Consider the following 20582-nt stretch of genomic DNA (forward strand, 5'->3'; position numbering starts at 1 on the left):
ATAACCAGCACCGACCCCACACGAGCCTCGACGGACTCACGCCGGCGGAATATGCAACCCGGGCCGCAGAGGCCCATAACGCGAACAGAGCTAACTTATAATCGCGGACAATCTGGGGAGCAGGTCAGCGGGAATCCAGAGTCCCGTCGCGCCGTCATCGCTTTGGTGACTGGATTCCCGCGTTCGCGGGAATGACGATGAAGGTTTGGGGAAGGGTGAGTCTGGGCGGGGATGACGGGGGAGTTTATCGGGCGTTTCGCCCTAGCCGAACGCCTTGCCCAGCGCCGCCATCGAGGCGTCATGCGTCAGGTCGAAGTGCAGCGGCGTCACCGAGATGTAGCCGGCGGCGACGGCGGCGAGATCGCTTTCGCCGGGCGCGGAGTCGCTGTGGTGCAGGCCGAACCAGAAATAGTCGTAGCCGCGCGGATCGGTGCTCTTGACGATGCGGGTGCGATCGACATCGTAGAAGCCCTGGCGCGCCACCTTGATGCCCTTGATCGCGCCGGCGGGCAGTGCGGGGAAGTTGACATTGATCAGCGTGCGCGCCGTCTCGGGCAGGGCCAGCAGGCCGCGCACCACGCGCTCGCCCCAGACCTGCGCCGCCTCGAACGAGACGCCGTCGCCCTGGCCCTCCTCGGCATAGACCTGGCTGAGCGCGATCGAGCGGACGCCCGAAATCGCGCCTTCCATCGCCGCCGAAACGGTGCCGGAATAGGTCACATCCTCGCCCAGATTGGCGCCGCGATTGACGCCGGAGAGCAGCAGGTCGGGCTTGTGATCCTTCATCAGATGGCCGACCGCCATCATGACGGCGTCAGTCGGGGTGCCCGAGACGCTGTAATGCTTCTCGCCATGCCGGCGCAGGCGCAGCGGGCGCGACAGGGTGAGGCTGTGCCCGGCGCCGGACTGCTCCTCCATCGGCGCGACGATCCAGATGTCATCCGAGAAGGCGCGGGCGATCTGCTCCAGCACCACGAGGCCCGGCGCGTGGATGCCGTCGTCATTGGTGAGGAGGATGCGCATGGGTTCTGTCTCCGTTCAGGCGGCGCGGGCGTCTCTGTAAGCCCCTCCCCTTCAGGGGAGGGGTTGGGGTGGGGCTTGGCGATGTTGCAGATCGCTGCGCGACACCCACCCCCAACCCCTCCCTTGAAAGGGAGGGGCTTGAAATTATAACTTCGGCGTCAGCTCGGTCATGCCGCCCATATAGGGCAGCAGCACCTCCGGTATCGTGACGCTGCCATCGGCATTCTGGTAATTCTCCAGCACCGCGACCAGCGTCCGTCCGACTGCGAGACCGGAGCCGTTCAGCGTGTGGACGAAGCGCGTGCCCTTCTCGCCCTCGGGGCGGAAGCGCGCGTTCATGCGCCGCGCCTGGAAGTCGCCGCAGGTCGAGATGGAGCTGATCTCGCGATAGACGCCCTGGCTCGGCAGCCAGACTTCGAGATCGAAGGTCTTGGCGGCGGAAAAGCCCATGTCGCCGGCGCAGAGCAGCATGCGGCGATAAGGCAGGCCGAGTGCTTCCAGGATGCCCTGCGCCGACTGGAGCATATGCTCATGCTCGTCGGCCGCCTGTTCGGGCGTGCAGATCGACACCAGCTCGACCTTCTCGAACTGGTGCTGGCGGATGAAGCCGCGCGTGTCGCGCCCGGCCGAGCCGGCCTCGGACCGGAAGCAGGGGGTGAGCGCGGTCATGCGGATCGGCAGCACCGCCTCGGCCAGGATCTGCTCGCGCACGAGATTGGTGAGGCTGACCTCGGCGGTGGGGATCAGCCAGTGACCGGTGGTGGTGCGGAACAGATCCTCGGCGAACTTGGGGAGCTGGCCGGTGCCATAGACGGCCTCGTCACGCACCAGCAGCGGCGGGTTGGTCTCTTCATAGGCATTGCTGCCCGTCTGCATGTCCAGCATGAACTGGCCGAGCGCGCGGTGCAGGCGCGCCATCTGGCCGCGCAGGGCGGCGAAGCGGGCGCCGGAGATGGCCGCTGCCGCCTCGAAATCGAGGCCGAGCGCGGGGCCGAAATCGGCATGATCCTGCGGCGCGAAATTGAGGCTGCGCGGCGTGCCCCATTTATGCTGCTCGACATTGGCGGTCTCGTCCGGCCCCTCCGGCACTTCGGGCGCGGGGAGGTTGGGGATGGCGGCGAGGCGGGCCTGCAGTGCCTCGGCCAGCGCCTTCTCCTCCGTCTCCAGCTCGGGCAGGCGGGTCTTGAGCGTCGCGACCTCGGCCTTGAGCGCATCGGCCGTCGCCGCGTCGCCCCTGGCCATGGCCGCGCCGATCGCCTTGCTTGCCTCGTTGCGGCGGGCGAGGCTCTCCTGCACGGCGGTCGAGGTCGCGCGCCATTGGGCGTCCTGCGCGCCGATCTCGGCGCTCAGCGGATCGAGGCCGCGGCGGGCAAGGCCCGCATCGAAAGCGGCCGGGTTTTCGCGGATGAAGCGGATGTCGTGCATGGCGGGAGCCTATGCCCCGCCGCCCGCGCGCGATCAAGCGCGGAAGGATTGGCGCGACAGGCCGCAAACGCGAACGGGGCGCCCGTTGCCGGACGCCCCGTCTGCCATGGCGCTGGTCGATCGGCTCAGGCGATCTGGTCCTGATCCTCGATCTCGTCCTCTTCCCGGCGCCGGCGCGTGAGCCACTGGCGGCCACCGATCACCGCCGCCGCGGCGCCGCCGAACAGCAGCATGATCGGCGGGGCGGGCACGTCGGTGCAGCCGCTGCTGGTGCAGCCGCTGGAGCTCGACGAGCCGGACGAGCCGCTGCTGGTCGAGGAGGAGGTGCTGCTCGACGTGCTGGAGCTGGTCGACGAAGAGGTCGAACTCGAGCCGCTGGAGCTGCTCGAGCCGGAGGAACTGCTCGAACCCGAGGAGCTGCTCGACCCCGACGAACCGCTGGAGCCGCTCGACCCGGATGAGCCGGAGCTGCTGTGGTGCGGCGGCTTGTGCGGCTTGCCGCCCGAGCTGCTGGAGCTCGACGAGCCGGAGCTGCTGCTCGATGACGAGGAGGAGCTGCTGGATGAGCTCGACGAGGAGGAGGAAGACGAACTGGACGAGCCGCCGGTCGAGGTCGAGCTGCTGACGCCGGACGAGGTGCTGACGCCCGACGAGGTGCTGACACCGCTCGAGGTGCTGGTCGATCCGCCGCTCGTCGACGTGGAGCCGCCGCTGGTGGAGGTCGATCCGCCGCTGGTCGTCGAGGAGACCACCACCGAGCCGCCGCTGCTGCCGCCGCCGCCGAAGAAACCGCCAAAGAAGCCGCCGCCACCGCCCCAGCCGCCGCTCCCGCCGGCGACGACGATGCCGCCACCGCCGCCCGAGCCGGTCGGCATTTCCATCGGGCGCTCCAGCGGAACGGGCGCGCCCTGCGTATGGATCTGGATGACCTGCGGCCCGGCCTTTTCGGTGCGCACGGTCCGCACGACCTTGCGCGTCTTCACGACCTTGCGGTGCACCGGCTTAGCGGCCGGCGCGATCGGCTTGCGCTTGATCTGGTTGACCACCGCGGGGCGCGACGCCTCCGCGATCTGCAGCGCGCCGCCGCCGATGATCGCACCGCCCGCAGCGCATGCGCAAAGTTTAGCCAAGGCCATTCGTACAGACATGTTCAGCCCACTCTTCCGAACTTTGATCTGGCTGAAGTCCCCGGCAGCCAGCGGTTGCTATTGCCTAGAACGCAAAATAAAACGTTAACTTCAACAAGATTAACCTCGATTTCATCGATATTGTCGGAATTTAACCACGTAATTTCCAAACTAATTAAGTTAATGCCTCCGATGGGGACGATCGATTAAAGGAAGTGGTTAAAATATTACTTTTGATCGCTTTGATGGTCCCGAGAATCGGTCGCGTGTCCACGCAAGGTTCAAGCCGCTGGAAACAGAGCTTGTCTGTGGGAAGGCGGCGCTTTATAGGCCCGCGCCAGAGACGCTCGATACAAGGCGCGCTTGGAAGAATTCGGAGAAGTTGATGGCCTCCCTCGCAGGTTCGCCGGATAAGAACGGGTCCGGTTCCAACGGCTCAGGCATCGAATTGCCGGAGGGCTACAGGCCGTCGCCCGACGAAGAGTTTATGGGGCCGCTGCAGCTGGAATATTTCCGCCGCCGGCTGCTCGACTGGAAGAAGCAGATCCTCTCCGAAGCCGAAGGCACGCTGGCGACACTGCAGAGCGAGCCGCTGCGCGAACCCGATCTCAACGACCGCGCCTCCAGCGAGACCGACTGGTCGATCGAGCTGCGCACCCGCGATCGCCAGCGCAAGCTGATCTCCAAGATCGACTCGGCGCTGCGCCGAATCGACGAGGGCGAATATGGCTATTGCGAAGTCACCGGCGAGCCCATCTCGCTGGGCCGCCTCGAAGCCCGTCCGATCGCGACGATGACCGTCGAGGCCCAGGAGCGCCACGAGCGCCAGGAAAAGGTCTCGCGGGACGATTGATCCTTCGGTGATCCTCCGGTCGTCGCAAGTCCGGCGGTCCGTTAAGACTTTCTCTACCATGCCATGGCACGCTCGGCCCATGGCAGAATCCGACCCCACGCCGATCCTGCAAGATCCATCTGATGGCGCATCGAAGCGAGGCGCCAAGCGGGACAGCTTGTTCCTGCTCACCACCCTGTCGGATGAGACGGGCAATCCCCTCGGCAAAGCGCGCGTGCGCAATCTCTCAGAAACCGGCCTGATGGCCGATTGTGAAGCCAGCTTTCGTGATGGCGATCGTGTCGTCGTGCAGTTGCGCGGCATTGGCGACGTGTCCGGCCGGGTGAGCTGGGTGCGCGGCGACCGCATCGGCATGGCGTTCGATGCCCGGATCGATCCGCAGGCGGCCCGCAAGCCGGTCAGCCAACCACAGGGCGAAGGCCTGCCGCTCTATCTTCGCCAGCTCCCGCGCGTGGCCAAGTTCAGCCGCTGACCCTCGCTCCGGTCGCGCCGACGGGGCCGGCCACTGATATCCCGATGCTGAAAAAAATGCGGAGGAGAGCGGCCATCCTGGCGCTCGATCCTCCGCATTGTCTCGCTGCGCGGTGCCGGTCTTCCCGGCGGCTTCCTCTCCGAAGTGATCTTGTTGGTGCGCGCGAGACGGGCCTCTCTAGGGCAGATCAAAGCAAAAAAAAAGGGCCGACCTCAGTCGAGGCCGACCCATGAGTCTTAGGAGAGGATGCCTGAAAGGCAGGCTGATAGTTAGCATATCCATAAATTGCTGCAAGTGCGAAAATGAAATTTTGCCGTGCAAAAATGGAAGCCATCAATTATCCAATTGATATTACACGATAAAAAAATGGTTGCGCAGGAAAGTGTCTAAAAACGCGCTATCCAAGAAATTTTCTCTCGCGCTCGCGAAGGCGTCACTTTCTCTGGGTTATCGCCGCGAACGGTGAGAAAATCGCGCTGCGTTGTGGCAACAAAGCCTCAATATGTGCCGGCCGCCTTGCCGTAGCGTCATGCTGCTGACGTCGATTCCACTGACGGAATATCGCCATTCGGCAGAATGCCCCGATCGAGTCGCATATGCGGCGGGGACGCGCCGCGATGGACGACTCAGCGGCCGCCTTGCAGCGTGTCGCAGCTCGCCGGATCGCCGGTCTCCAGCCCCTTGCGCAGCCAGCTCATGCGCTGCTCGCTGGTGCCGTGGGTGAAGCTGTCCGGCATCGGGCGCTGGCCCGCCTCGCGCTGCAGCGTGTCGTCGCCGATCGCCTGCGCGGCCTTCAGGCCCTCTTCCATGTCGCCGGGCTCCATGAGGCCGGTGCGCTTGCCCCACACGCCGGCATAGCAATCCGCCTGCAGCTCGACCTTGACCTGCATCGCGTTGGCCTGCGCCTCGCCCGCCGAGCGCTGGGCCTGGTTGACCTGGCCGAGCGTGCCTTCGAGGTCCTGGATGTGATGGCCGACCTCATGCGCGATCACATAGGCCTCGGCGAAGTCGCCCGGCGCGCCGAAGCGCTGACGCAGCTCGTTGAAGAAATCGGTGTCGAGATAGATCTTCTTGTCGAGCGGGCAATAGAAGGGACCCATCGCCGATTGCGCCGCGCCGCAGCCTGACTGGCCGCTCTGCGAATAGAAGGAGAGAACGGTCGGCGTATATTGCTGGCCATGCTCCCTGAAGACCTCGCCCCAGACCTTCTCGGTGCTGCCCAGCACCTTGAGCGAGAAATGCTGGATGTCGCTGAGCGCGGCCTGGTCGCCGCCGGCCGGGGCGCTCTGCTGCGTCGGCGCCATCTGGCCGCCGTTGGTCAGCAACCCGCCGCCAAAATTGAGGAAGGCGAGCACAGCGAGCGCGATGACGATGCCGGTGCAGCCGAAGCGGCTGCCGATCATCGGCAGCAGCATGCCGATCAGGCCGCTGCCACCGCCGCCGAAACCGCCGAGACCGCCCCCGCCGCGCTGGATCTCGTAATTGCTGCTTTCTTCCTGGTCGTCGAGGCGCATGGCGAGTCCTTTTTCGCTCTCCGGTCGACAGGACCCTAGGATGTGTCCCAGATCATGGGAAGGGGCGAGCGGTGGTGGTGGACAATCGACGAACCGAGCGGGGCCGATGCGCGCCGCGCTGGCGACTCTCCTGCCAATGCGATATTGCGCTGCACCATGGACATGCCCAAGCAGATGCCAAAGCGCCCCGGCAGAGGCCACGCGCCCGTGCCGTTGCCGGATCAGGTGGCGCTGGTGCTCCAGGGCGGCGGCGCGCTCGGCTCCTATCAGGCCGGGGTGATCGAGCGGCTCCACGCGATCGACATCGAGATCGACTGGGTGGCTGGCATCTCGATCGGCGCGGTCAATGCCGCGCTGATCGCCGGCAACCCGCCCGAGCGTCGCGTCGAGAAGCTGACGGCCTTCTGGGATCTCGTCAGCAGCGGCCTGCCCAATTTCTGCCTGCCCGAGCAGCAGGACATTCGCGAGGCCGCGCATCTGATGGCGGCGGGCGCCGTGGCGCTCTGGGGGATTCCGGGCTTCTTCCGGCCGAACTGGCTACCGGCCAACTGGGCGCCGGCGGGCACACCCGAGGCGCTGAGCTATTATGACACCAAGCCGCTGCGCGAGACGCTGGATAGCCTTGTCGACTGGGACCTGCTCAACCATGGGCCGATGCGCTTCTCCATCGGCGCCGTCGACATCCAGAACGGTAATTTCGTCTATTTCGACAATCAGGATCCGCACTGGCGCGGCAGGATCGACGCACGCCACGTCATGGCATCCGGCGCGCTGCCGCCGGGCCTGCCGCCGGTCGAGATCGAGGGACGGCATTATTGGGATGGCGGCCTGCTCTCCAATACCCCCCTGGCCTATGTGCTCGACAATCAGGCGGGCGACCTGCTCATCTTCCAGGTCGATCTCTTTCCCGCCGAGGGGCCGTTGCCGCGCGAGATGACCGAGGTCTGGTCACGCCAGAAGGATATTCAATATTCCAGCCGCACCCGTCAGGTGACGGATCTCTATCTGCGCGAGCGGCATGAGCATGAGGCGATCCGCGCCCTGCTCGACAGGCTGCCCGCGGAACTGGCGCAGTCGCCGGAAGCGAGGAAGCTCGCCGGCATGGTCCAGGAAGGCGCGGTCAATATCGTCCACCTCATCTATCGCACGCGCGCCTGGGAAAGCGGCGCACGCGATTTCGAGTTTTCGCGCGGCACGATGCAGGACCACTGGCAGCAGGGCTGCCATGCCGTCTCGGCACTCATCGACAAGGGCAATCGGCTGATCGCCCAGAACATCACCAGCGGCAAAAGCGCGACTTTCGACATCGCGCCGAGCGGCCAGATCAAGGAGAAGCAGGCATGACGGGAACGCTCACGGGCAAGACGGCGCTGGTGACGGGATCGACCTCCGGCATCGGGCTGGCCTATGCCAAGGCTTTCGCGGCGCAAGGCGCGAATGTGGTGATCAACGGATTTGGCGATGCCGCGGCGATCGAGACCGAGCGGCAGGGGCTGGAGGCGACGAGCGGCGCCAAGGCGATCTATTCGGGCCACGACCTGACCAAGGTCGACGAGATCGAGGGGATGATGCGCCAAGCGGCGGAGGCTTTTGGCGGCGTCGACATCCTGGTCAACAATGCCGGGGTGCAGCATGTCGCGCCGGTCGAGGACTTCCCGGTCGACAAATGGAACCTCATCATCGCGCTGAACCTCACCGCCGCCTTCCACACGACGCGCCTCGCCGTGCCGCACATGAAGGAGAAGAAGTGGGGGCGGATCATCCAGACCGCGTCCGCGCACAGTCTCGTCGCCTCGCCGTTCAAGAGCGCCTATGTCACCGCCAAGCACGGCCTTGCCGGCTTCACCAAGACGATCGCGCTGGAGCTGGCGACCTTTGGCGTGACGGCCAACTGCATCTCGCCCGGCTATGTCTGGACGCCTCTCGTCGAGGGGCAGATTCCCGACACGATGAAGGCGCGCGGCCTGACCCGCGAGCAGGTGATCAACGACGTGTTGCTGGAGAGCCAGCCGACCAAGCAGTTCGTGACGCCCGAGCAGGTGGCGGGCATCGCGCTGTTCCTTTGCTCGGACGCGGCGGTGAACATCACGGGCGCGAACATCAGCGTGGATGGCGGCTGGACGGCGGGCTGACGGCTGCCCAAACTCACTCCTTCGTCATTCCCGCGAACGCGGGAATCCAGTGGGCGCGGCAACCACGGCGCGACTGGAGCCTGGATTGCCTTCGGCGAACTTGCGTTTCCCGCTTTCGCGGGAATGACGGGAGGGTTGGAATGCGCAAGCTCCGGGGCCATTCCATGACAGGACAAGGAGAGCCGCCATGCCCGCCAGCAAGATCGATCTGTCGCCGCACAATGCCCGCGCCTATCTCGAGCCCGGCCCGATCGTCCTGATCTCGTCCCGCCACGGCGACGAGACCAACATCATGACGCTCGGCTGGCATGTCGTGCTGGAGTTTTCGCCTTCGCTGGTCGGCTGCATGATCTCCGGCGGCAATCACAGCTTCAGACTGGTCCGGCAGAGCCGCGAATGCGTGATCAACCTGCCGACGGTTGACATGATCGACACGGTCGTCCGGATCGGCAACAGTTCGGGGCGGTCGGTCGACAAGTTCGCCGACAATGCGCTGACCGCCGAGCCGGCCCTGCGGGTGGAGGCGCCGCTCATCGGCGAGTGCTACGCCAATTTCGAGTGCCGGCTGTTCGACGACGCCATGGTCGATCGCTACAACTTCTTCATCTTCGAGATCGTCAAGGCGCACCGCGCGCGCCGGCCCAAGCATCCGCAGACCATCCATTATACCGGCGACGGCGACTTCATGGTGGCGGGCAAGATCGTCAGCCGTCGCGGCCTGTTCCGCCCCGGCATGCTCGGCAATGGCCGGAGTTAGGCTTCCAAACCCGTGGCCCCTCCCCCGTGGGAGGGAAGGGGCCGGGGTGGGATCAATCAGTGGGAGTCTACAAGTCCGACGTCGTGGGAGAAACGCCGGTTTTTAGCGCCGTGGGAGCAGCGCTGAAGAGAGTTATAGCCCCGGCTTGTCGCGAGAGTTTGTCACGAGAGGCGGACTTTGTATCAACTTGTCGCAACCCCCGGCCGCCGATCAGGCGACTTCAGCGCGGTCCTTTCCCACATCGCCCAGCGCCAGGGCCTCGACCGCGCCTATGATGTCATGATCCGAGTAGCTGGCGCGGATGCGCTCACCCAGCGCGCGGGCATTGTCGGAGAAGGCCGGCTCGTCGAGCAGGCGCTGCACGGCCTCGCGAATCGCCGCGCTGTCGGCGCCCAGCGGCAACATCAGCCCGGCGCCGCGGTGGACGATGCGCATCGCATTGTCGTTCTGGTCGCGGCCATGCGGGATGACAAGCTGCGGCAGGCCCGCCGTCGCGGCCTTGATGACGGTGCCGTGGCCGCCATGATTGATGACCAGGCTCGCTTCCCACATGAGCTCGGCGTGCGGGGCGCTCTCGACGACATGGACATTCGGCGCAGCGCGCACCTCGTCCGGCCGGATTGAGCCGCCCAGGGTGACGACCGAGCGCATGTCCAGAGCGGCCAGCGCGTCGACCACCTGCTGCAACTGGTTCGCCTGATCCTGGAAGGTGGTCGAGAAGCTGACCAGCGCCAGCGGCCGGCGATCGTCCGTCGCGAACGGTGAAGTCCAGGGCTTGGACCAGAGATTGTCGTCGAGTTGCGGACCGGCATAGGCGAAGAAGTCGGGCAGGACATCGGGCGCGAAGTCGTAGGCCGGGCTCGTCGCCATGAGGAAGCGCCGGGCCGCGAAGATCTGGTGCGCCAGATGCGGCAGGGGTGGCAGGCCGACGCTGGCGCGCGCCTTGTTATAGGCCGGCAAGCGTTGGTCGAACGTTGCCATGGTGCCGATCCGGATATCCTGATGCAGCGCCCGGTCCTCGGGGGTCACGGCGGGGGGCAGGCCCGGCCCCAGGGGAACCATGCCGTCGACCACCGGATAGGTCAGCGGGTGGCAGCCCATCACCGCGAAGGGCTGACCCAGCGCTTCGCAGCCCATCATGGCACCGAGGATCAGGTCGTTCACGACCGCAAGATCGGCGGGATGTTCGCGCAGGATCTCGATCATGTCGCGCGCATAATCCTCGGCGCGGCCGACGATCTGGATATCGAGCAGCATGCAGATGCCGGCAAAGCCGTTCTCGGCCTCCCAGTCACGCACCGGCTCATGATCGCGTCCACGCTCGGGGCGGCTGAGCGCCCGAACCCAGGGCGAGAAGGCCGCGCCGCTGGCGAGCGCTTCGCCGCGATTGCATTCATCGCTCACGATGCGGACATCGTGGCCCCGCGCCATCAATTTGCGCGCCAGGGTTATAAAAGGCGCAACCGATCCCCCGCCCTCGAACGTCGCGAGGACGTAGGATCCCTTCCGGGTATCCATCGTCTTTCTCCTTGTTACGTCACGACCCGGGCTTCGAGCCGAGAATACCATCCACCAGCGCGCGCATGAAGCGCCTTACCTCTTCGGGTGTACGACCCCGGTCTCGTCGCAGAACCTGCCAGACATAGAGGTCGAGCGACATAATCAGCCCGTCGAGCTGCCATTCTTCCTGTTCCGGCGTCAGGCCGGCCAGATAGGGCGCGAAACTCTCGCGCACCCAGCTGCGATGCTGGGCGCGGCCGACGTCGGTCAGCCGCCTGACGGCGGGGAAGCGCGTTTCCTGCGCGAGGAAGCGCATCATCATGTCGCCCGCCGTCTCATAGTCGCTCAGCAGCGCGGTGATCGCCCCGTCAATGTCGCCGGGCATCATCCGGCGACGCTCGCGCACTTCGCTCTCGAACCGCTTGCCGATCGCCTCGAGCACGCCTTCCTTGCTGCCGAAATGACGCAGGATCGTCGGCACGGTGACGCCGGCTGTCTTGGCGACACTGGCAAGGCTGATGTCGTCATACCAGTGTGAGGTCATATGCCCCAGAAACGCGTCCACGATCGCCTCCGCCGTGCGTGACGCGGCCTCGGCGCGCGCGCTCTGGCGATAGGGACGCCTGGCGTCGGTCATGGCGGGATCAGATTTCATGTAACTGGAAGTAACGCGAAATTTGACGTCGGTCAATATTAATTTTATCGATGGTAACGCGAATTTGGTCGAGCCGATCGAAAGCGCGGAAAAGCAAAAGAAAGCCCGGCCGATCGGGATCGGCCGGGCATGAAGCTGGACGTCGGGGGACCTCAGTTCGCGGGGGCTGTCTCGCCCTTGAGTCGCGCCGTTTCGGCAGCGGTCGACTGCGGCCCGGTGTTGCGGCTGGCGAGACCGCCCTTGGCGCCGCCCTTCACGAACGGCTCGGGATCACCCTCGCGCAGCTGGAGGCCGAAGATGGGCGATAGACCGGGATGACGGCCGAGGCCGCCATAGAGATCGAAGCCGCGATCGATCCAGTCGCGCAGCGGATCGTCCTCGGTCAGCACGGGCGTATCGGCGACCGAGGCGGTGAAGAGGAATACAGCGAGCAGGCGATAGTCCGCATAATTGGGGGTATCGCCGCCGAACCACTTATTCTCGGCCAGCACGTTGCGCATCAGTTGCAGCGTCGGCGGCACCAGCGGCAAGCGATCCTCGCGGCCGACAATGATGTCCTCGATCTTCCGTCCAAACATGCGCTCGCGCGACGTCGTCACATAGTCATGATCGACCGGCAGCGAGCGGTCGCGATACTGCTTGATGAAGCAGGTCATCCACGGGCTGATCGCCGCGCTCCACAGCCAGGCTTCCATGCCCTGCGTCAGCGCCTTGACGCTGGGGTGGGGGATGAGGGTCGGGCGATCGGGATAGGTCTCATCGAGATATTCGGCGATCAGCCAGCTATCGAGCACCCATTTGCCGTCATCGACGATGGCGGGCAGGCGCTCGGTGACGCCGCCGGTGCGCTCGGGAATGCCGGAGAAGCCGCCGGGCACGATGTCGAGCTCGAAGCCCTTGTGGGCGATCGCATATTTGGTCGCCCAGACGAACGGGCTGATCGTCGCGCCGCTGGCCAGCGCCAGGTCGTAGATCGTGATTTTATTGTCTTTTGCCATGTTTTGGGACTCTCTCCTGCGCGGAAATTGGTGACATCGGCATAGGGCGCGGTGCGGACCGGCGCTAGGCGATTCCGACAACGCAGGGTGAAATTTGTTGACTATGTCTGAAAATTGAAGGTCGCCCTGGCTCCGTCGACAGCCTCACCTCAGTCCGGCAGGCTGTCGTCCTCGAACAGCCAGGTCATGGCCTCCTCCCGATCCGTGAAGGTGTGCACATGGGCTTGAGGGATCGCACGCTTGGCCTGCAGCTTGTTGAGCGTCGTCTGGAGGAGGATCGCATAATGACCCTTGTTCTCTGCCACGAGTTTCTCGAACATGACACCAAAGGCCTGGCCGATCTCGGGGGACTGAACCGCAAAATCGCGGCAATCGGCGATGACGCGATAATTGCGGTGCTGCTTGCGGATGTCGTTGTGCAGCTTCGAAAATTGCGCCTCGAACTCACGAAACTCGGCCATCGACCAATAGCCTTGCTGAACAATGCTCATCAGGATGCGGTCCGGATCATAGGATAGTTCAAACATGATTGCTCCTCTCCGCCACCCGGTGTCGATCTTGCCCGCACTCTAGCGCGGACACGTTAAAATGCCCGTTTAATCGCCTATGCACCGACGGCGACATATTGCGTGGTCAGACGGTCGCCAGCAACGCCCGGGTCTTCGCGGCGACCAGGAGCCGCGCCGTGCCATCGATCAGCCAGCATTGCCCGGCTTGCCAGGGTGCGCCGTCGACCGTGCCGTGGCCGGTGAGCGGGATGAACCAGCACGGGCCACTCCCGGCGATGCTGTGTGTCCCTTCCGGGAAGGTGTCGAGCGTTAGATTGAACGGCGCTTCGCTGCGATCCAGCAGGGCGGCCTCATCCTGCGCGGCAACATTGACGGGCGCCCGCTCATAAGGCTCCGGCCGGCTCACGGCGACACCATCGTCGAGATGCAGCTCGCGCGGGCGGCCATAATCGTAGAGCCGATAGGTGACGTCGACATTCTGCTGCACTTCGACGAGCGTGACACCCGCGCCGATCGCGTGCACCGTCCCGGCCGGAATGTAGAAGAAGTCGCCCGGCCTGACCGGCTTCCAGTCCATCAGCTGCTCGATCTCGCCGTCGAGCGAGGCGGCGCGCAGCTCATCGCCGGAGAGCGGGCGCACGGTGCCCATGCCGAGCGTCGCGTCCGGCTCGGCATCGAGGATGAACCAGCATTCGCTCTTGCCGCCGGGCAGGCCGCGCGCGCGGCCCTGCGCATCATCGGGATGGACCTGGATCGAGAGCCGCTCGCTGGTGAAGATATATTTGACGAGGATCGGGGGGTGGCGCCCGTCCGGCCCGTCGAACCAGACCTCGCCGATCTGGCGGCCGCCGCCTTCCGGGAAGAAGCCGGGCAGCGTGTGGCGGCCCCAGGGCTTCTCGACATATTTGGTGTGGAGGCGGGTCGCGGTCATCGGGCCGTCCTATTTGCTGAGCACCCGCTGTCCGCCGATCCAGACCTCGACAATCTGTGTCGCCGGCAGATCGGCCGGGCGCGCCAGCTCGATCTCGCGGTCGAGGATGAGAAAGTCCGCGCGCTGACCGGGTGCGAGATTGCCGAAGCGCTGCTCGGCGAAGCCGGCATAGGCGGCACCCCATGTATAGGCGCGCAGGGCCTCCGCCAAAGAGATGCGTTGCTCGGGCAGCCAGCCGCCGGGCGGCTGGTCCTTCGCATCGGTGCGGGTGATCGCCGACTTGAGGCCGATGAAGGGATCGGCCGGCTCGACCGGCACGTCCGATCCGAAGGCGAGCGGCACCTTGTTGGCGAGCATCGCCTTCCAGGCATAGGCGCCGCCGAGCCGGGTCGGCCCCAGGCGCGCGATCGCCATCTGCCAGTCGGAGGACTCGTGCTGCGGCTGCATCGAGGCGATCGTCCCGTGAAGGGCGAAGCGCGGCAGGTCGAGAGGGTCGACGATCTGGGCATGTTCGATCCGCCAACGCCGGTCGCCCTGATAGGTTGCCGAGAGCTCGTCGATTGCGTCGAGCACCTCGGCATTCGCCTTGTCGCCGATCGCGTGGACGGCGATCTGGAAGCCGTCCATCGCGGCGCGGCTCATCTGATTGCGCAGCGACGCCGAAGTCATGCGCGGCAGGCCGGTCTCGGTCGGCGCATCGGCATAGGGCGCCTTGAGCCAGGCGCCGCGCGAGCCGAGCGCGCCGTCCATGTAGAGCTTGACCCCGCCCATGCGCAGCCTGTCGTCATAGAGCCACGGCGTCGGTCCCGGACCAGCGATGATCTGCGCCTGCTCCATGCCGCGCGCATAGCTCATGATCCGCACCCGCAGCGCGCCGCGGTCGCCGGCGCGACGATAGGCCTGCCAGCCATTGAGGTCCGTGCCCATGTCGCCGATCGCGGTGACGCCGCGCGCGAGCAGCGCCTCCTGCGCCTTCTGCAGCGCCGCGTCATAATCCTTGGGCTGGGGCGGAGGGACGAGCTTGCTCATCAGGCCCATCGCCTCGTCGACCAGCACGCCGCTCGGCTTGCCGGCCGTCATCAGGATGCGTCCGCCGGCCGGCGCCCTGGTCGTGGCGTTGATCTTCGCTGCCGCCAGCGCGGCGTCATTGGCCCAGCCGGCATGGCCGTCGACCCGCTCCAGCCAGATCGGCCGCCCGCCGGCGAGGCCGGCCAGATCGGCAGCGGTCGGGAAGCGGCCGAGGCCCCAGACCTCCTGGTTCCAGCCGAAGCCGAGAATCCAGGGCCGCCCCGGATTGGCGGCGGCATAGGCGGCGATCTTCGCCTTGGCCTCGTCGAGCGACTTTGTATCGCTGAGGTCGAGATTGAGCCGCGAGAAGCCGAGCTCCATGACATGACCATGCGCGTCGATCAGGCCGGGGATGAGCGTGCGCCCCTTCCCGTCATAGCGATAGTCGAGCAAAGTCGGGCGCTTCTCGCCTTCCTTCAGGCGCTTCTCGATCCGGCCGTCCTTGTCGATCAGCAGACCGGTGAAATGGACGAGATCGCCCGTCGCATCGACGGTGAGGCCGTTCACATTGTCGATGAGGCCGCTGGCTGGAGCGGGCGTCGCGAACCCCGCCAGCAAGACTGCCAGAAACAGGCGCATCACGGCTTGCGCAGACGCCGCACCAGTGCGCTCGTGTCGTTGCGGCCGCCGCCCATCTGGACGACTTCCGCATAATATTGATCGACCAGCGCCGTGACCGGCAGGGTGGCGCCGATGGAGCGCGCCTCGTCGAGCGCGAGGCCGAGATCCTTGCGCATCCACTCGACCGCGAAGCCGAAGTCGAAGCGATCCTCGCTCATGCTCTTCCAGCGATTGTCCATCTGCCAGCTTTGCGCCGCGCCGCCCGAAATCGCCTCGAACACGGCGTCGAGGTCCAGCCCTGCCGCCTGCGCGAAGCGCAGCCCTTCCGAGACGCCTTCCAGCACGCCGGCGATGCAGATCTGGTTGACCATCTTGGTCACCTGGCCCGATCCGGTCGGCCCGCAATGGACGATGCGCGCGGAATAGGCCTCCATGACAAGCTTGGCGGCGGCCACCGCCGCCTCGCTGCCGCCGCACATGACCGAGAGCTTGCCATTCTCCGCGCCCGCCTGACCGCCCGAGACCGGCGCATCGACGAAGTGCAGCCCGCGCGTCTCAGCCTCCAGCCCGAGCTGGCGCGAGATGCGCGCCGAGACGGTGGTATGATCGATGAACAGGCCGCCGGTGCGCAGGGTGCGAAAGGCGCCGTCGCGGCCGATCGTCACCGCTTCTAGGTCGTCATCGGTGCCGACGCAGCTCACCACGATGTCCGCCTCTTCAGCGGCCTGCGCCGGGCTGGTCGCGGCGATGCCGCCGTAGCGGTCGACCCATGCCTGGGACTTGCCCATCGACCGGTTGAACACCGAAAGCTCATGGCCTGCCCTGGCAAGATGCCCCGCCATCGGTCCGCCCATCACCCCCAACCCGATAAACGCTATTTTTGCCATGGGCCGGGCATAGTGCCTGTTTTCAGGAAGCGCTAGATGGGATAGGGCGCGCGGCCATGAACAAGATCGATCCCGTTTCCGCCTCCGATGAGCAGCGTGACGTGCTGCCTGTCACGCTCGCCGATATCCGCGCGGCGCATGGGCGAATTTCGGGCGCGATCGTGCGCACGCCGACCGTCATCAGCCAGACGCTGTCGAAGCTGACCGGCGCCACCGTCTATCTCAAGTTCGAGAACCACCAGTTCACTGCCGCCTACAAGGAGCGCGGCGCGCTCAATCGGCTGCTGCTGCTCGATCCGGTCTCGCGCGCCAAGGGCGTCATCGCCGCCTCGGCCGGCAATCATGCGCAGGGCCTCGCCTATCATGGCGCGCGCCTGGGCGTGCCCGTCACCATCGTGATGCCCAACACCACGCCTCTGGTGAAGGTGATGCAGACCGAGGGGCATGGCGCCACTGTTGTCCTCCATGGCGAGAAGTTCGAGGATGCCTATGCGCATGCCCGCACGCTGGAAGCCGAGCGCGGCCTCACCTTCGTCCATCCCTTCGACGAGGCGGACATCATAGCGGGGCAGGGCACGGTCGCGCTCGAAATGCTGGAGGACGCGCCGGGCATCGACACGCTGGTCGTCCCGATCGGGGGCGGCGGTCTCTTCTCCGGCATGGGCACGGCCGCGCGCGGCATGAAGCCGGACATCGAGCTGATCGGCGTCCAGGCCGAGCTTTATCCCTCCATGTACGACGTCATCAAGCAGGCGACCCTGCCGTGCGACGGCGACACGCTGGCCGAGGGTATCGCCGTCAAGGAGCCTGGCACGCTCACCCGCCAGTTCGTCGGCGCGCTCGCCAACGACATCGTGCTGGTGACGGAGCGCGCGCTGGAACAGGCCGTCAGCCTCCTTCTCCAGATCGAGAAGACCGTGGTCGAGGGGGCGGGGGCCGCCGGCCTCGCGGCGTTGCTGGAGCATAAGGCGATGTTCGTCGGCAAGACCGTCGGCCTCGTCCTGTGCGGCGGCAATATCGACACGCGGCTGCTCGCCAACGTGCTGCTGCGCGATCTCGCGCGGTCCGGGCGGCTGGCGCGTCTGCGCATCCGCCTGCAGGACCGCCCCGGCGCGCTCTATCATGTCGCGCGCATCTTCCACGAGCAGCAGGTCAACATCATCGAGGTCTATCACCAGCGCGTGTTCACCTCGCTGCCGGCCAAGGGCCTCATCACCGACATCGAATGCGAGACGCGCGACGAGGCGCATCTCCAGCGGCTGATGACGGCGCTGGCGGAGGATGGCTACGAGGCATCGCTGGTGGAGCTGGCCTGAGCGTTCTTCGACAAGCATGGGGCGAACGGTTCTAATCGGGTGAAGAATGGTCTAGCCTGCTGCTATGTCCGCGCCGTCCAACATCAAGCTCAAGATCCAGCTCATGTGCGGCGACGAGATCGCCATGGGGCCTGGCAAGGCGGATTTGCTCGAGGCGATCCGCGTGCACGGCTCCATCTCCGGCGCGGGGCGGGCGATGGACATGAGCTATCGGCGTGCCTGGCTGCTGGTCGACGTCATGAACCGCTGCTGGCAGGGGCCGCTGGTCGAGACCTCGCCCGGCAGCTCGCATGGCGGCGGCGCGAAGGTGACGCCGCTCGGCGAGGCGGTGCTGGCCCATTATCGCGCCTTGCAGGAACGGCTGAGCGGGGCATCGGATTGTCCGGACGAAGCCGCGCTCGCCGCCGCGATGCTGGCGCTGCCGCGCGCGAGCCAGAAGGGCTAGGGGTCGCGCGCTCCCCTTCCTGCCGGTCTGGCAGGGAGGCGCGGAAACCCGAAAGATGACCTGAAAATCCTTGCGTGACGATTTGCCCCTCGGCCCCATTGCTATATACGCCGCCACATAGCTATTCCGAGACGCAATGCGACCGACCGTCCGCCAGTTCCTGCTTTTCTCGCTTGCGTCTCTGCTCGCGCTTGCGCCTGCACGGGCCCAGGCGCGCGGGCCGCTCGTGCTGGCGGCCGCCAGTCTGCAGGAGGCGCTGAACGACGCCGCCAGGGCCTGGGCGGCGAAGCGCCATGCCGCGCCTGTCCTCTCCTTCGCCGCCTCGTCCGCGCTCGCCCGGCAGATCGACGCCGGCGCGCCGGCCGATCTCTTCATCTCGGCCGATGAGGAATGGATGGACCATGTTGCCGGTAAGCAGCGCATTCGCGCAGGCACGCGCGCGACCTTCCTGACCAACCGGCTGGTGCTGATCGCGCCGGCGACGAGCAGGGCGCGCCTCACCATCGGCCGCAATTTTCCGCTCGCGCGCGCACTGGGCGGCGGGCGTCTGGCCATGGCGGATCCCGACTCCGTTCCGGCAGGCAGATATGGCAAGGCCGCGCTGATCGCGCTGGGCGTCTGGAACGGCGTCGAGGGCAAGGTCGCCGGCGCCGAGAATGTGCGGGCCGCGCTGGCACTGGTGGAGCGCGGCGCGGCCCCGCTAGGCATCGTCTATGCGACCGATGCGCGCGCTTCGGCCAGGGTGCGGATCGTCGGCACTTTCCCGACCGACAGCCACCCGCCGATCACCTATCCGATCGCGACGCTCAGGACCGCGACCAATCCGGATACCGAGGGTTTCCGCCGCTTCCTCCTCTCGCGCGAGGGCAAGGTGATCTTCGCGCGGCGCGGGTTCGCGGTGCGGTGAGGGCGTGTTCCAGACATAGTCCCTCCTCTTCAGAGGAGGGGTTGGGATGGTGCCGGCCGCGGCGCCATGTTCGCTTCGCGAGCGATGCTGGTGCATCGCCCCCACCCCTTGCCCCTCCCCTGAAGGGGAGGGGTTGAGTTGCTCACCCCCGAACTCTGGTCGATCATCCTGCTCTCCCTGAAGGTGAGCCTCGTCGCCGTGCTGCTCACCATGCCGGTGGCGTTCGGCCTCGCCTGGCTGCTCGCGCGGGGGCGCTTTCCGGGCAAGCTGCTGCTCGATGCGCTGGTCCACCTGCCGCTGGTGCTGCCGCCCGTCGTGACCGGCTGGCTGCTGCTGATCGCGTTCGGCACCAACGGCCCGATCGGGCGCTGGCTGGCCGACTGGTTCGGCGTCAGCCTCATGTTCCGCTGGACCGGGGCCGCGCTCGCCGCTGCGGTGATGGCGCTGCCGCTGATGGTGCGCGCGATGCGTCTCTCGATCGAGGCGGTCGACCGGCGGCTGGAAGGCGCGGCGCGCACGCTGGGCGCATCGCCCTGGCGCAGCTTCGTCTCGATCACCCTGCCGCTTGCCACGCCCGGACTGCTCGCCGGCGCCGTGCTCGGCTTCGCGCGCTCGATCGGCGAGTTCGGCGCGACGATCACCTTCGTCTCCAACATTCCCGGCGAGACGCGTACCATCCCCATCGCCATCTACGGCGCGCTGCAGATCCCCGGCAACGAAGCGGACGTGACCCGCCTCGCCATCATCGCCGTGCTGCTCTCGCTGGGTGCGCTGCTCGTCTCGGAATTGCTCGCCCGCCGCATGGGGTCGGGGAAGGACAGCCATGTCCTTTGAGATCGACGTCGAGCGGCGGCTGGGTGAAACACGGATCGCGCTCAAGCTGGCGAGCCCCGGGGGCCTCACGGCGCTGTTCGGCCCTTCGGGTGCCGGCAAGACGTCGGTCCTCAATATGGTCGCCGGTCTGCTCAGGCCGGATGCGGGCCGGATCGTCGTTGCCGGCGAAACCCTGTTCGACAGCGCCTCCGGCCTCGATCTCGCGCCCGAGCGCCGCCGCGCGGGCTATGTCTTCCAGGATGGCCGGCTTTTCCCGCACAAGCGCGTGCGCGACAATCTCCTCTACGGCTGGCGCCTCGCCGATCCCGGACACCGCTGGATGACGCTGGAGGAAGCGGTCGCTTTCCTCGGCATCGGTCCTCTGCTCGAGCGCTGGCCGCGCTCGCTCTCGGGTGGCGAGGCGCAGCGCGTCGCGATCGGCCGCGCCTTGCTCTCCGGCCCGCGCTTCCTGCTGATGGACGAGCCGCTGTCATCGCTCGATGCGCCGCGCCGCGCCGAGATCATGACCGTGATCGAGCGCGTGCGCGACGACCTCAAGCTTCCGATCCTCTATGTGAGCCACGACCGCGCCGAAGTGGACCGGCTGGCCTCGACGATCGTGGAGCTTTGATCAGCCCCGGGGCCCGGGTGCCTATCTGCAACCTTGTTGTGACATGAGTTGCTCCCCT

General features: G+C 66.3%; 21 protein-coding genes. 11 read left to right on the forward strand and 10 right to left on the reverse strand.

Going from position 1 to position 20582, the window contains the following annotated elements; all coding sequences use genetic code 11:
* Positions 1 to 261: 261 nt before the first annotated feature.
* Both surE and serS read right to left on the reverse strand, forming a co-directional pair.
* A complete protein-coding gene (gene surE / locus KK488_RS02835; protein ID WP_214621634.1) occupies positions 262 to 1023 on the reverse strand; it encodes a 5'/3'-nucleotidase SurE in 762 nt (253 codons plus the stop codon).
* 144 nt (positions 1024 to 1167) lie between these two features.
* Complete coding sequence (gene serS / locus KK488_RS02840; RefSeq protein ID WP_214621635.1) at positions 1168 to 2448, reverse strand: serine--tRNA ligase; 1281 nt, start codon at positions 2446 to 2448, stop codon at positions 1168 to 1170.
* Positions 2449 to 2679: 231 nt separating this feature from the next.
* On the opposite strand from serS, the gene KK488_RS21240 reads away from it, so the two are divergent.
* The 3 genes from KK488_RS21240 to KK488_RS02855 all read left to right on the forward strand — a co-directional run bounded on the left by KK488_RS21240 (position 2680) and on the right by KK488_RS02855 (position 4900).
* The gene (locus KK488_RS21240; RefSeq protein ID WP_250890030.1) at positions 2680 to 3684 is read left to right on the forward strand and encodes a hypothetical protein; all 1005 of its coding nucleotides are present in this window, start codon (positions 2680 to 2682) and stop codon (positions 3682 to 3684) included.
* Positions 3685 to 3960: 276 nt separating this feature from the next.
* Positions 3961 to 4428: an RNA polymerase-binding protein DksA gene (gene dksA / locus KK488_RS02850; protein ID WP_214621637.1), complete on the forward strand. Its 468-nt coding sequence runs from the start codon at positions 3961 to 3963 to the stop codon at positions 4426 to 4428.
* A gap of 79 nt (positions 4429 to 4507) precedes the next feature.
* The gene (locus tag KK488_RS02855) at positions 4508 to 4900 is read left to right on the forward strand and encodes a PilZ domain-containing protein (protein ID WP_214621638.1); all 393 of its coding nucleotides are present in this window, start codon (positions 4508 to 4510) and stop codon (positions 4898 to 4900) included.
* Between the two features lie 626 nt (positions 4901 to 5526).
* Here the strand turns inward: KK488_RS02855 and ypfJ are convergent.
* Positions 5527 to 6414 (reverse strand): KPN_02809 family neutral zinc metallopeptidase, encoded by an 888-nt coding sequence (ypfJ, locus tag KK488_RS02860; protein ID WP_214621639.1) that lies wholly within the window; start codon positions 6412 to 6414, stop codon positions 5527 to 5529.
* Between the two features lie 162 nt (positions 6415 to 6576).
* Here ypfJ and KK488_RS02865 point away from each other — a divergent pair, with 162 nt between their 5' ends.
* The 3 genes from KK488_RS02865 (at position 6577) to KK488_RS02875 (ending at position 9303) form a co-directional block, all read left to right on the forward strand.
* A complete protein-coding gene (locus tag KK488_RS02865; protein ID WP_432653834.1) occupies positions 6577 to 7758 on the forward strand; it encodes a patatin-like phospholipase family protein in 1182 nt (393 codons plus the stop codon).
* Complete coding sequence (locus tag KK488_RS02870) at positions 7755 to 8546, forward strand: 3-hydroxybutyrate dehydrogenase (RefSeq protein ID WP_214621640.1); 792 nt, start codon at positions 7755 to 7757, stop codon at positions 8544 to 8546. Before KK488_RS02865 ends, KK488_RS02870 begins: the two co-directional genes overlap by 4 nt.
* A gap of 187 nt (positions 8547 to 8733) precedes the next feature.
* Positions 8734 to 9303: a flavin reductase family protein gene (locus KK488_RS02875; protein ID WP_214621641.1), complete on the forward strand. Its 570-nt coding sequence runs from the start codon at positions 8734 to 8736 to the stop codon at positions 9301 to 9303.
* 210 nt (positions 9304 to 9513) lie between these two features.
* Here KK488_RS02875 and KK488_RS02880 read toward each other — a convergent pair whose 3' ends face one another.
* From KK488_RS02880 to KK488_RS02910, 7 genes are all read right to left on the reverse strand, one after another.
* A complete protein-coding gene (locus tag KK488_RS02880) occupies positions 9514 to 10821 on the reverse strand; it encodes a nucleotide disphospho-sugar-binding domain-containing protein (RefSeq protein WP_214621642.1) in 1308 nt (435 codons plus the stop codon).
* 19 nt (positions 10822 to 10840) lie between these two features.
* Positions 10841 to 11458: a TetR/AcrR family transcriptional regulator gene (locus KK488_RS02885; protein ID WP_214621643.1), complete on the reverse strand. Its 618-nt coding sequence runs from the start codon at positions 11456 to 11458 to the stop codon at positions 10841 to 10843.
* 152 nt (positions 11459 to 11610) lie between these two features.
* Positions 11611 to 12456 carry a beta-etherase gene (locus tag KK488_RS02890; RefSeq protein WP_214621644.1) on the reverse strand — a complete coding sequence of 282 codons (846 nt, stop codon included), beginning with the start codon at positions 12454 to 12456 and terminating at the stop codon, positions 11611 to 11613.
* Positions 12457 to 12605: 149 nt separating this feature from the next.
* A complete protein-coding gene (locus KK488_RS02895) occupies positions 12606 to 12983 on the reverse strand; it encodes a hypothetical protein (RefSeq protein ID WP_214621645.1) in 378 nt (125 codons plus the stop codon).
* Between the two features lie 106 nt (positions 12984 to 13089).
* The gene (locus KK488_RS02900) at positions 13090 to 13896 is read right to left on the reverse strand and encodes a class I mannose-6-phosphate isomerase (protein WP_214621646.1); all 807 of its coding nucleotides are present in this window, start codon (positions 13894 to 13896) and stop codon (positions 13090 to 13092) included.
* Between the two features lie 9 nt (positions 13897 to 13905).
* Positions 13906 to 15543: an amidohydrolase gene (locus KK488_RS02905; RefSeq protein ID WP_214621928.1), complete on the reverse strand. Its 1638-nt coding sequence runs from the start codon at positions 15541 to 15543 to the stop codon at positions 13906 to 13908.
* The gene (locus KK488_RS02910) at positions 15543 to 16412 is read right to left on the reverse strand and encodes an NAD(P)-dependent oxidoreductase (protein WP_214621647.1); all 870 of its coding nucleotides are present in this window, start codon (positions 16410 to 16412) and stop codon (positions 15543 to 15545) included. The genes KK488_RS02905 and KK488_RS02910 overlap by 1 nt, the downstream gene beginning before the upstream one ends.
* 56 nt (positions 16413 to 16468) lie before the next feature.
* Between KK488_RS02910 and KK488_RS02915 the strand changes: the two genes are divergently transcribed.
* The 5 genes from KK488_RS02915 to KK488_RS02935 all read left to right on the forward strand — a co-directional run bounded on the left by KK488_RS02915 (position 16469) and on the right by KK488_RS02935 (position 20524).
* Positions 16469 to 17728, forward strand: a complete 1260-nt coding sequence (locus KK488_RS02915; RefSeq protein WP_214621648.1) for a threonine ammonia-lyase — start codon at positions 16469 to 16471, stop codon at positions 17726 to 17728.
* A 64-nt stretch (positions 17729 to 17792) separates the two neighbouring features.
* A complete protein-coding gene (locus tag KK488_RS02920) occupies positions 17793 to 18173 on the forward strand; it encodes a winged helix-turn-helix domain-containing protein (protein WP_214621649.1) in 381 nt (126 codons plus the stop codon).
* 136 nt (positions 18174 to 18309) lie between these two features.
* Positions 18310 to 19080 (forward strand): molybdate ABC transporter substrate-binding protein, encoded by a 771-nt coding sequence (modA, locus tag KK488_RS02925; RefSeq protein ID WP_214621650.1) that lies wholly within the window; start codon positions 18310 to 18312, stop codon positions 19078 to 19080.
* Positions 19081 to 19218: 138 nt separating this feature from the next.
* Positions 19219 to 19914 carry a molybdate ABC transporter permease subunit gene (gene modB, locus KK488_RS02930; protein ID WP_214621651.1) on the forward strand — a complete coding sequence of 232 codons (696 nt, stop codon included), beginning with the start codon at positions 19219 to 19221 and terminating at the stop codon, positions 19912 to 19914.
* A complete protein-coding gene (locus KK488_RS02935) occupies positions 19904 to 20524 on the forward strand; it encodes a molybdenum ABC transporter ATP-binding protein (protein WP_214621652.1) in 621 nt (206 codons plus the stop codon). Before modB ends, KK488_RS02935 begins: the two co-directional genes overlap by 11 nt.
* The last annotated feature ends 58 nt before the right edge of the window (positions 20525 to 20582 follow it).

This window comes from Sphingobium nicotianae (genome assembly GCF_018603885.1).
Taxonomy (GTDB): Bacteria; Pseudomonadota; Alphaproteobacteria; order Sphingomonadales; family Sphingomonadaceae; genus Sphingobium; species Sphingobium nicotianae.

What these genes read in the sequence shown, in the direction of transcription:
- surE (WP_214621634.1), bottom strand. Translation starts at nt 1,023, where the DNA reads ATGCGCATCCTCCTCACCAATGACGACGGCATCCACGCGCCGGGCCTC.
- serS (WP_214621635.1), bottom strand. Translation starts at nt 2,448, where the DNA reads ATGCACGACATCCGCTTCATCCGCGAAAACCCGGCCGCTTTCGATGCG.
- KK488_RS21240 (WP_250890030.1), top strand. Translation starts at nt 2,680, where the DNA reads ATGATCGGCGGGGCGGGCACGTCGGTGCAGCCGCTGCTGGTGCAGCCG.
- dksA (WP_214621637.1), top strand. Translation starts at nt 3,961, where the DNA reads ATGGCCTCCCTCGCAGGTTCGCCGGATAAGAACGGGTCCGGTTCCAAC.
- KK488_RS02855 (WP_214621638.1), top strand. Translation starts at nt 4,508, where the DNA reads ATGGCAGAATCCGACCCCACGCCGATCCTGCAAGATCCATCTGATGGC.
- ypfJ (WP_214621639.1), bottom strand. Translation starts at nt 6,414, where the DNA reads ATGCGCCTCGACGACCAGGAAGAAAGCAGCAATTACGAGATCCAGCGC.
- KK488_RS02865 (WP_432653834.1), top strand. Translation starts at nt 6,577, where the DNA reads ATGCCCAAGCAGATGCCAAAGCGCCCCGGCAGAGGCCACGCGCCCGTG.
- KK488_RS02870 (WP_214621640.1), top strand. Translation starts at nt 7,755, where the DNA reads ATGACGGGAACGCTCACGGGCAAGACGGCGCTGGTGACGGGATCGACC.
- KK488_RS02875 (WP_214621641.1), top strand. Translation starts at nt 8,734, where the DNA reads ATGCCCGCCAGCAAGATCGATCTGTCGCCGCACAATGCCCGCGCCTAT.
- KK488_RS02880 (WP_214621642.1), bottom strand. Translation starts at nt 10,821, where the DNA reads ATGGATACCCGGAAGGGATCCTACGTCCTCGCGACGTTCGAGGGCGGG.
- KK488_RS02885 (WP_214621643.1), bottom strand. Translation starts at nt 11,458, where the DNA reads ATGAAATCTGATCCCGCCATGACCGACGCCAGGCGTCCCTATCGCCAG.
- KK488_RS02890 (WP_214621644.1), bottom strand. Translation starts at nt 12,456, where the DNA reads ATGGCAAAAGACAATAAAATCACGATCTACGACCTGGCGCTGGCCAGC.
- KK488_RS02895 (WP_214621645.1), bottom strand. Translation starts at nt 12,983, where the DNA reads ATGTTTGAACTATCCTATGATCCGGACCGCATCCTGATGAGCATTGTT.
- KK488_RS02900 (WP_214621646.1), bottom strand. Translation starts at nt 13,896, where the DNA reads ATGACCGCGACCCGCCTCCACACCAAATATGTCGAGAAGCCCTGGGGC.
- KK488_RS02905 (WP_214621928.1), bottom strand. Translation starts at nt 15,543, where the DNA reads ATGCGCCTGTTTCTGGCAGTCTTGCTGGCGGGGTTCGCGACGCCCGCT.
- KK488_RS02910 (WP_214621647.1), bottom strand. Translation starts at nt 16,412, where the DNA reads ATGGCAAAAATAGCGTTTATCGGGTTGGGGGTGATGGGCGGACCGATG.
- KK488_RS02915 (WP_214621648.1), top strand. Translation starts at nt 16,469, where the DNA reads ATGAACAAGATCGATCCCGTTTCCGCCTCCGATGAGCAGCGTGACGTG.
- KK488_RS02920 (WP_214621649.1), top strand. Translation starts at nt 17,793, where the DNA reads ATGTCCGCGCCGTCCAACATCAAGCTCAAGATCCAGCTCATGTGCGGC.
- modA (WP_214621650.1), top strand. Translation starts at nt 18,310, where the DNA reads ATGCGACCGACCGTCCGCCAGTTCCTGCTTTTCTCGCTTGCGTCTCTG.
- KK488_RS02935 (WP_214621652.1), top strand. Translation starts at nt 19,904, where the DNA reads ATGTCCTTTGAGATCGACGTCGAGCGGCGGCTGGGTGAAACACGGATC.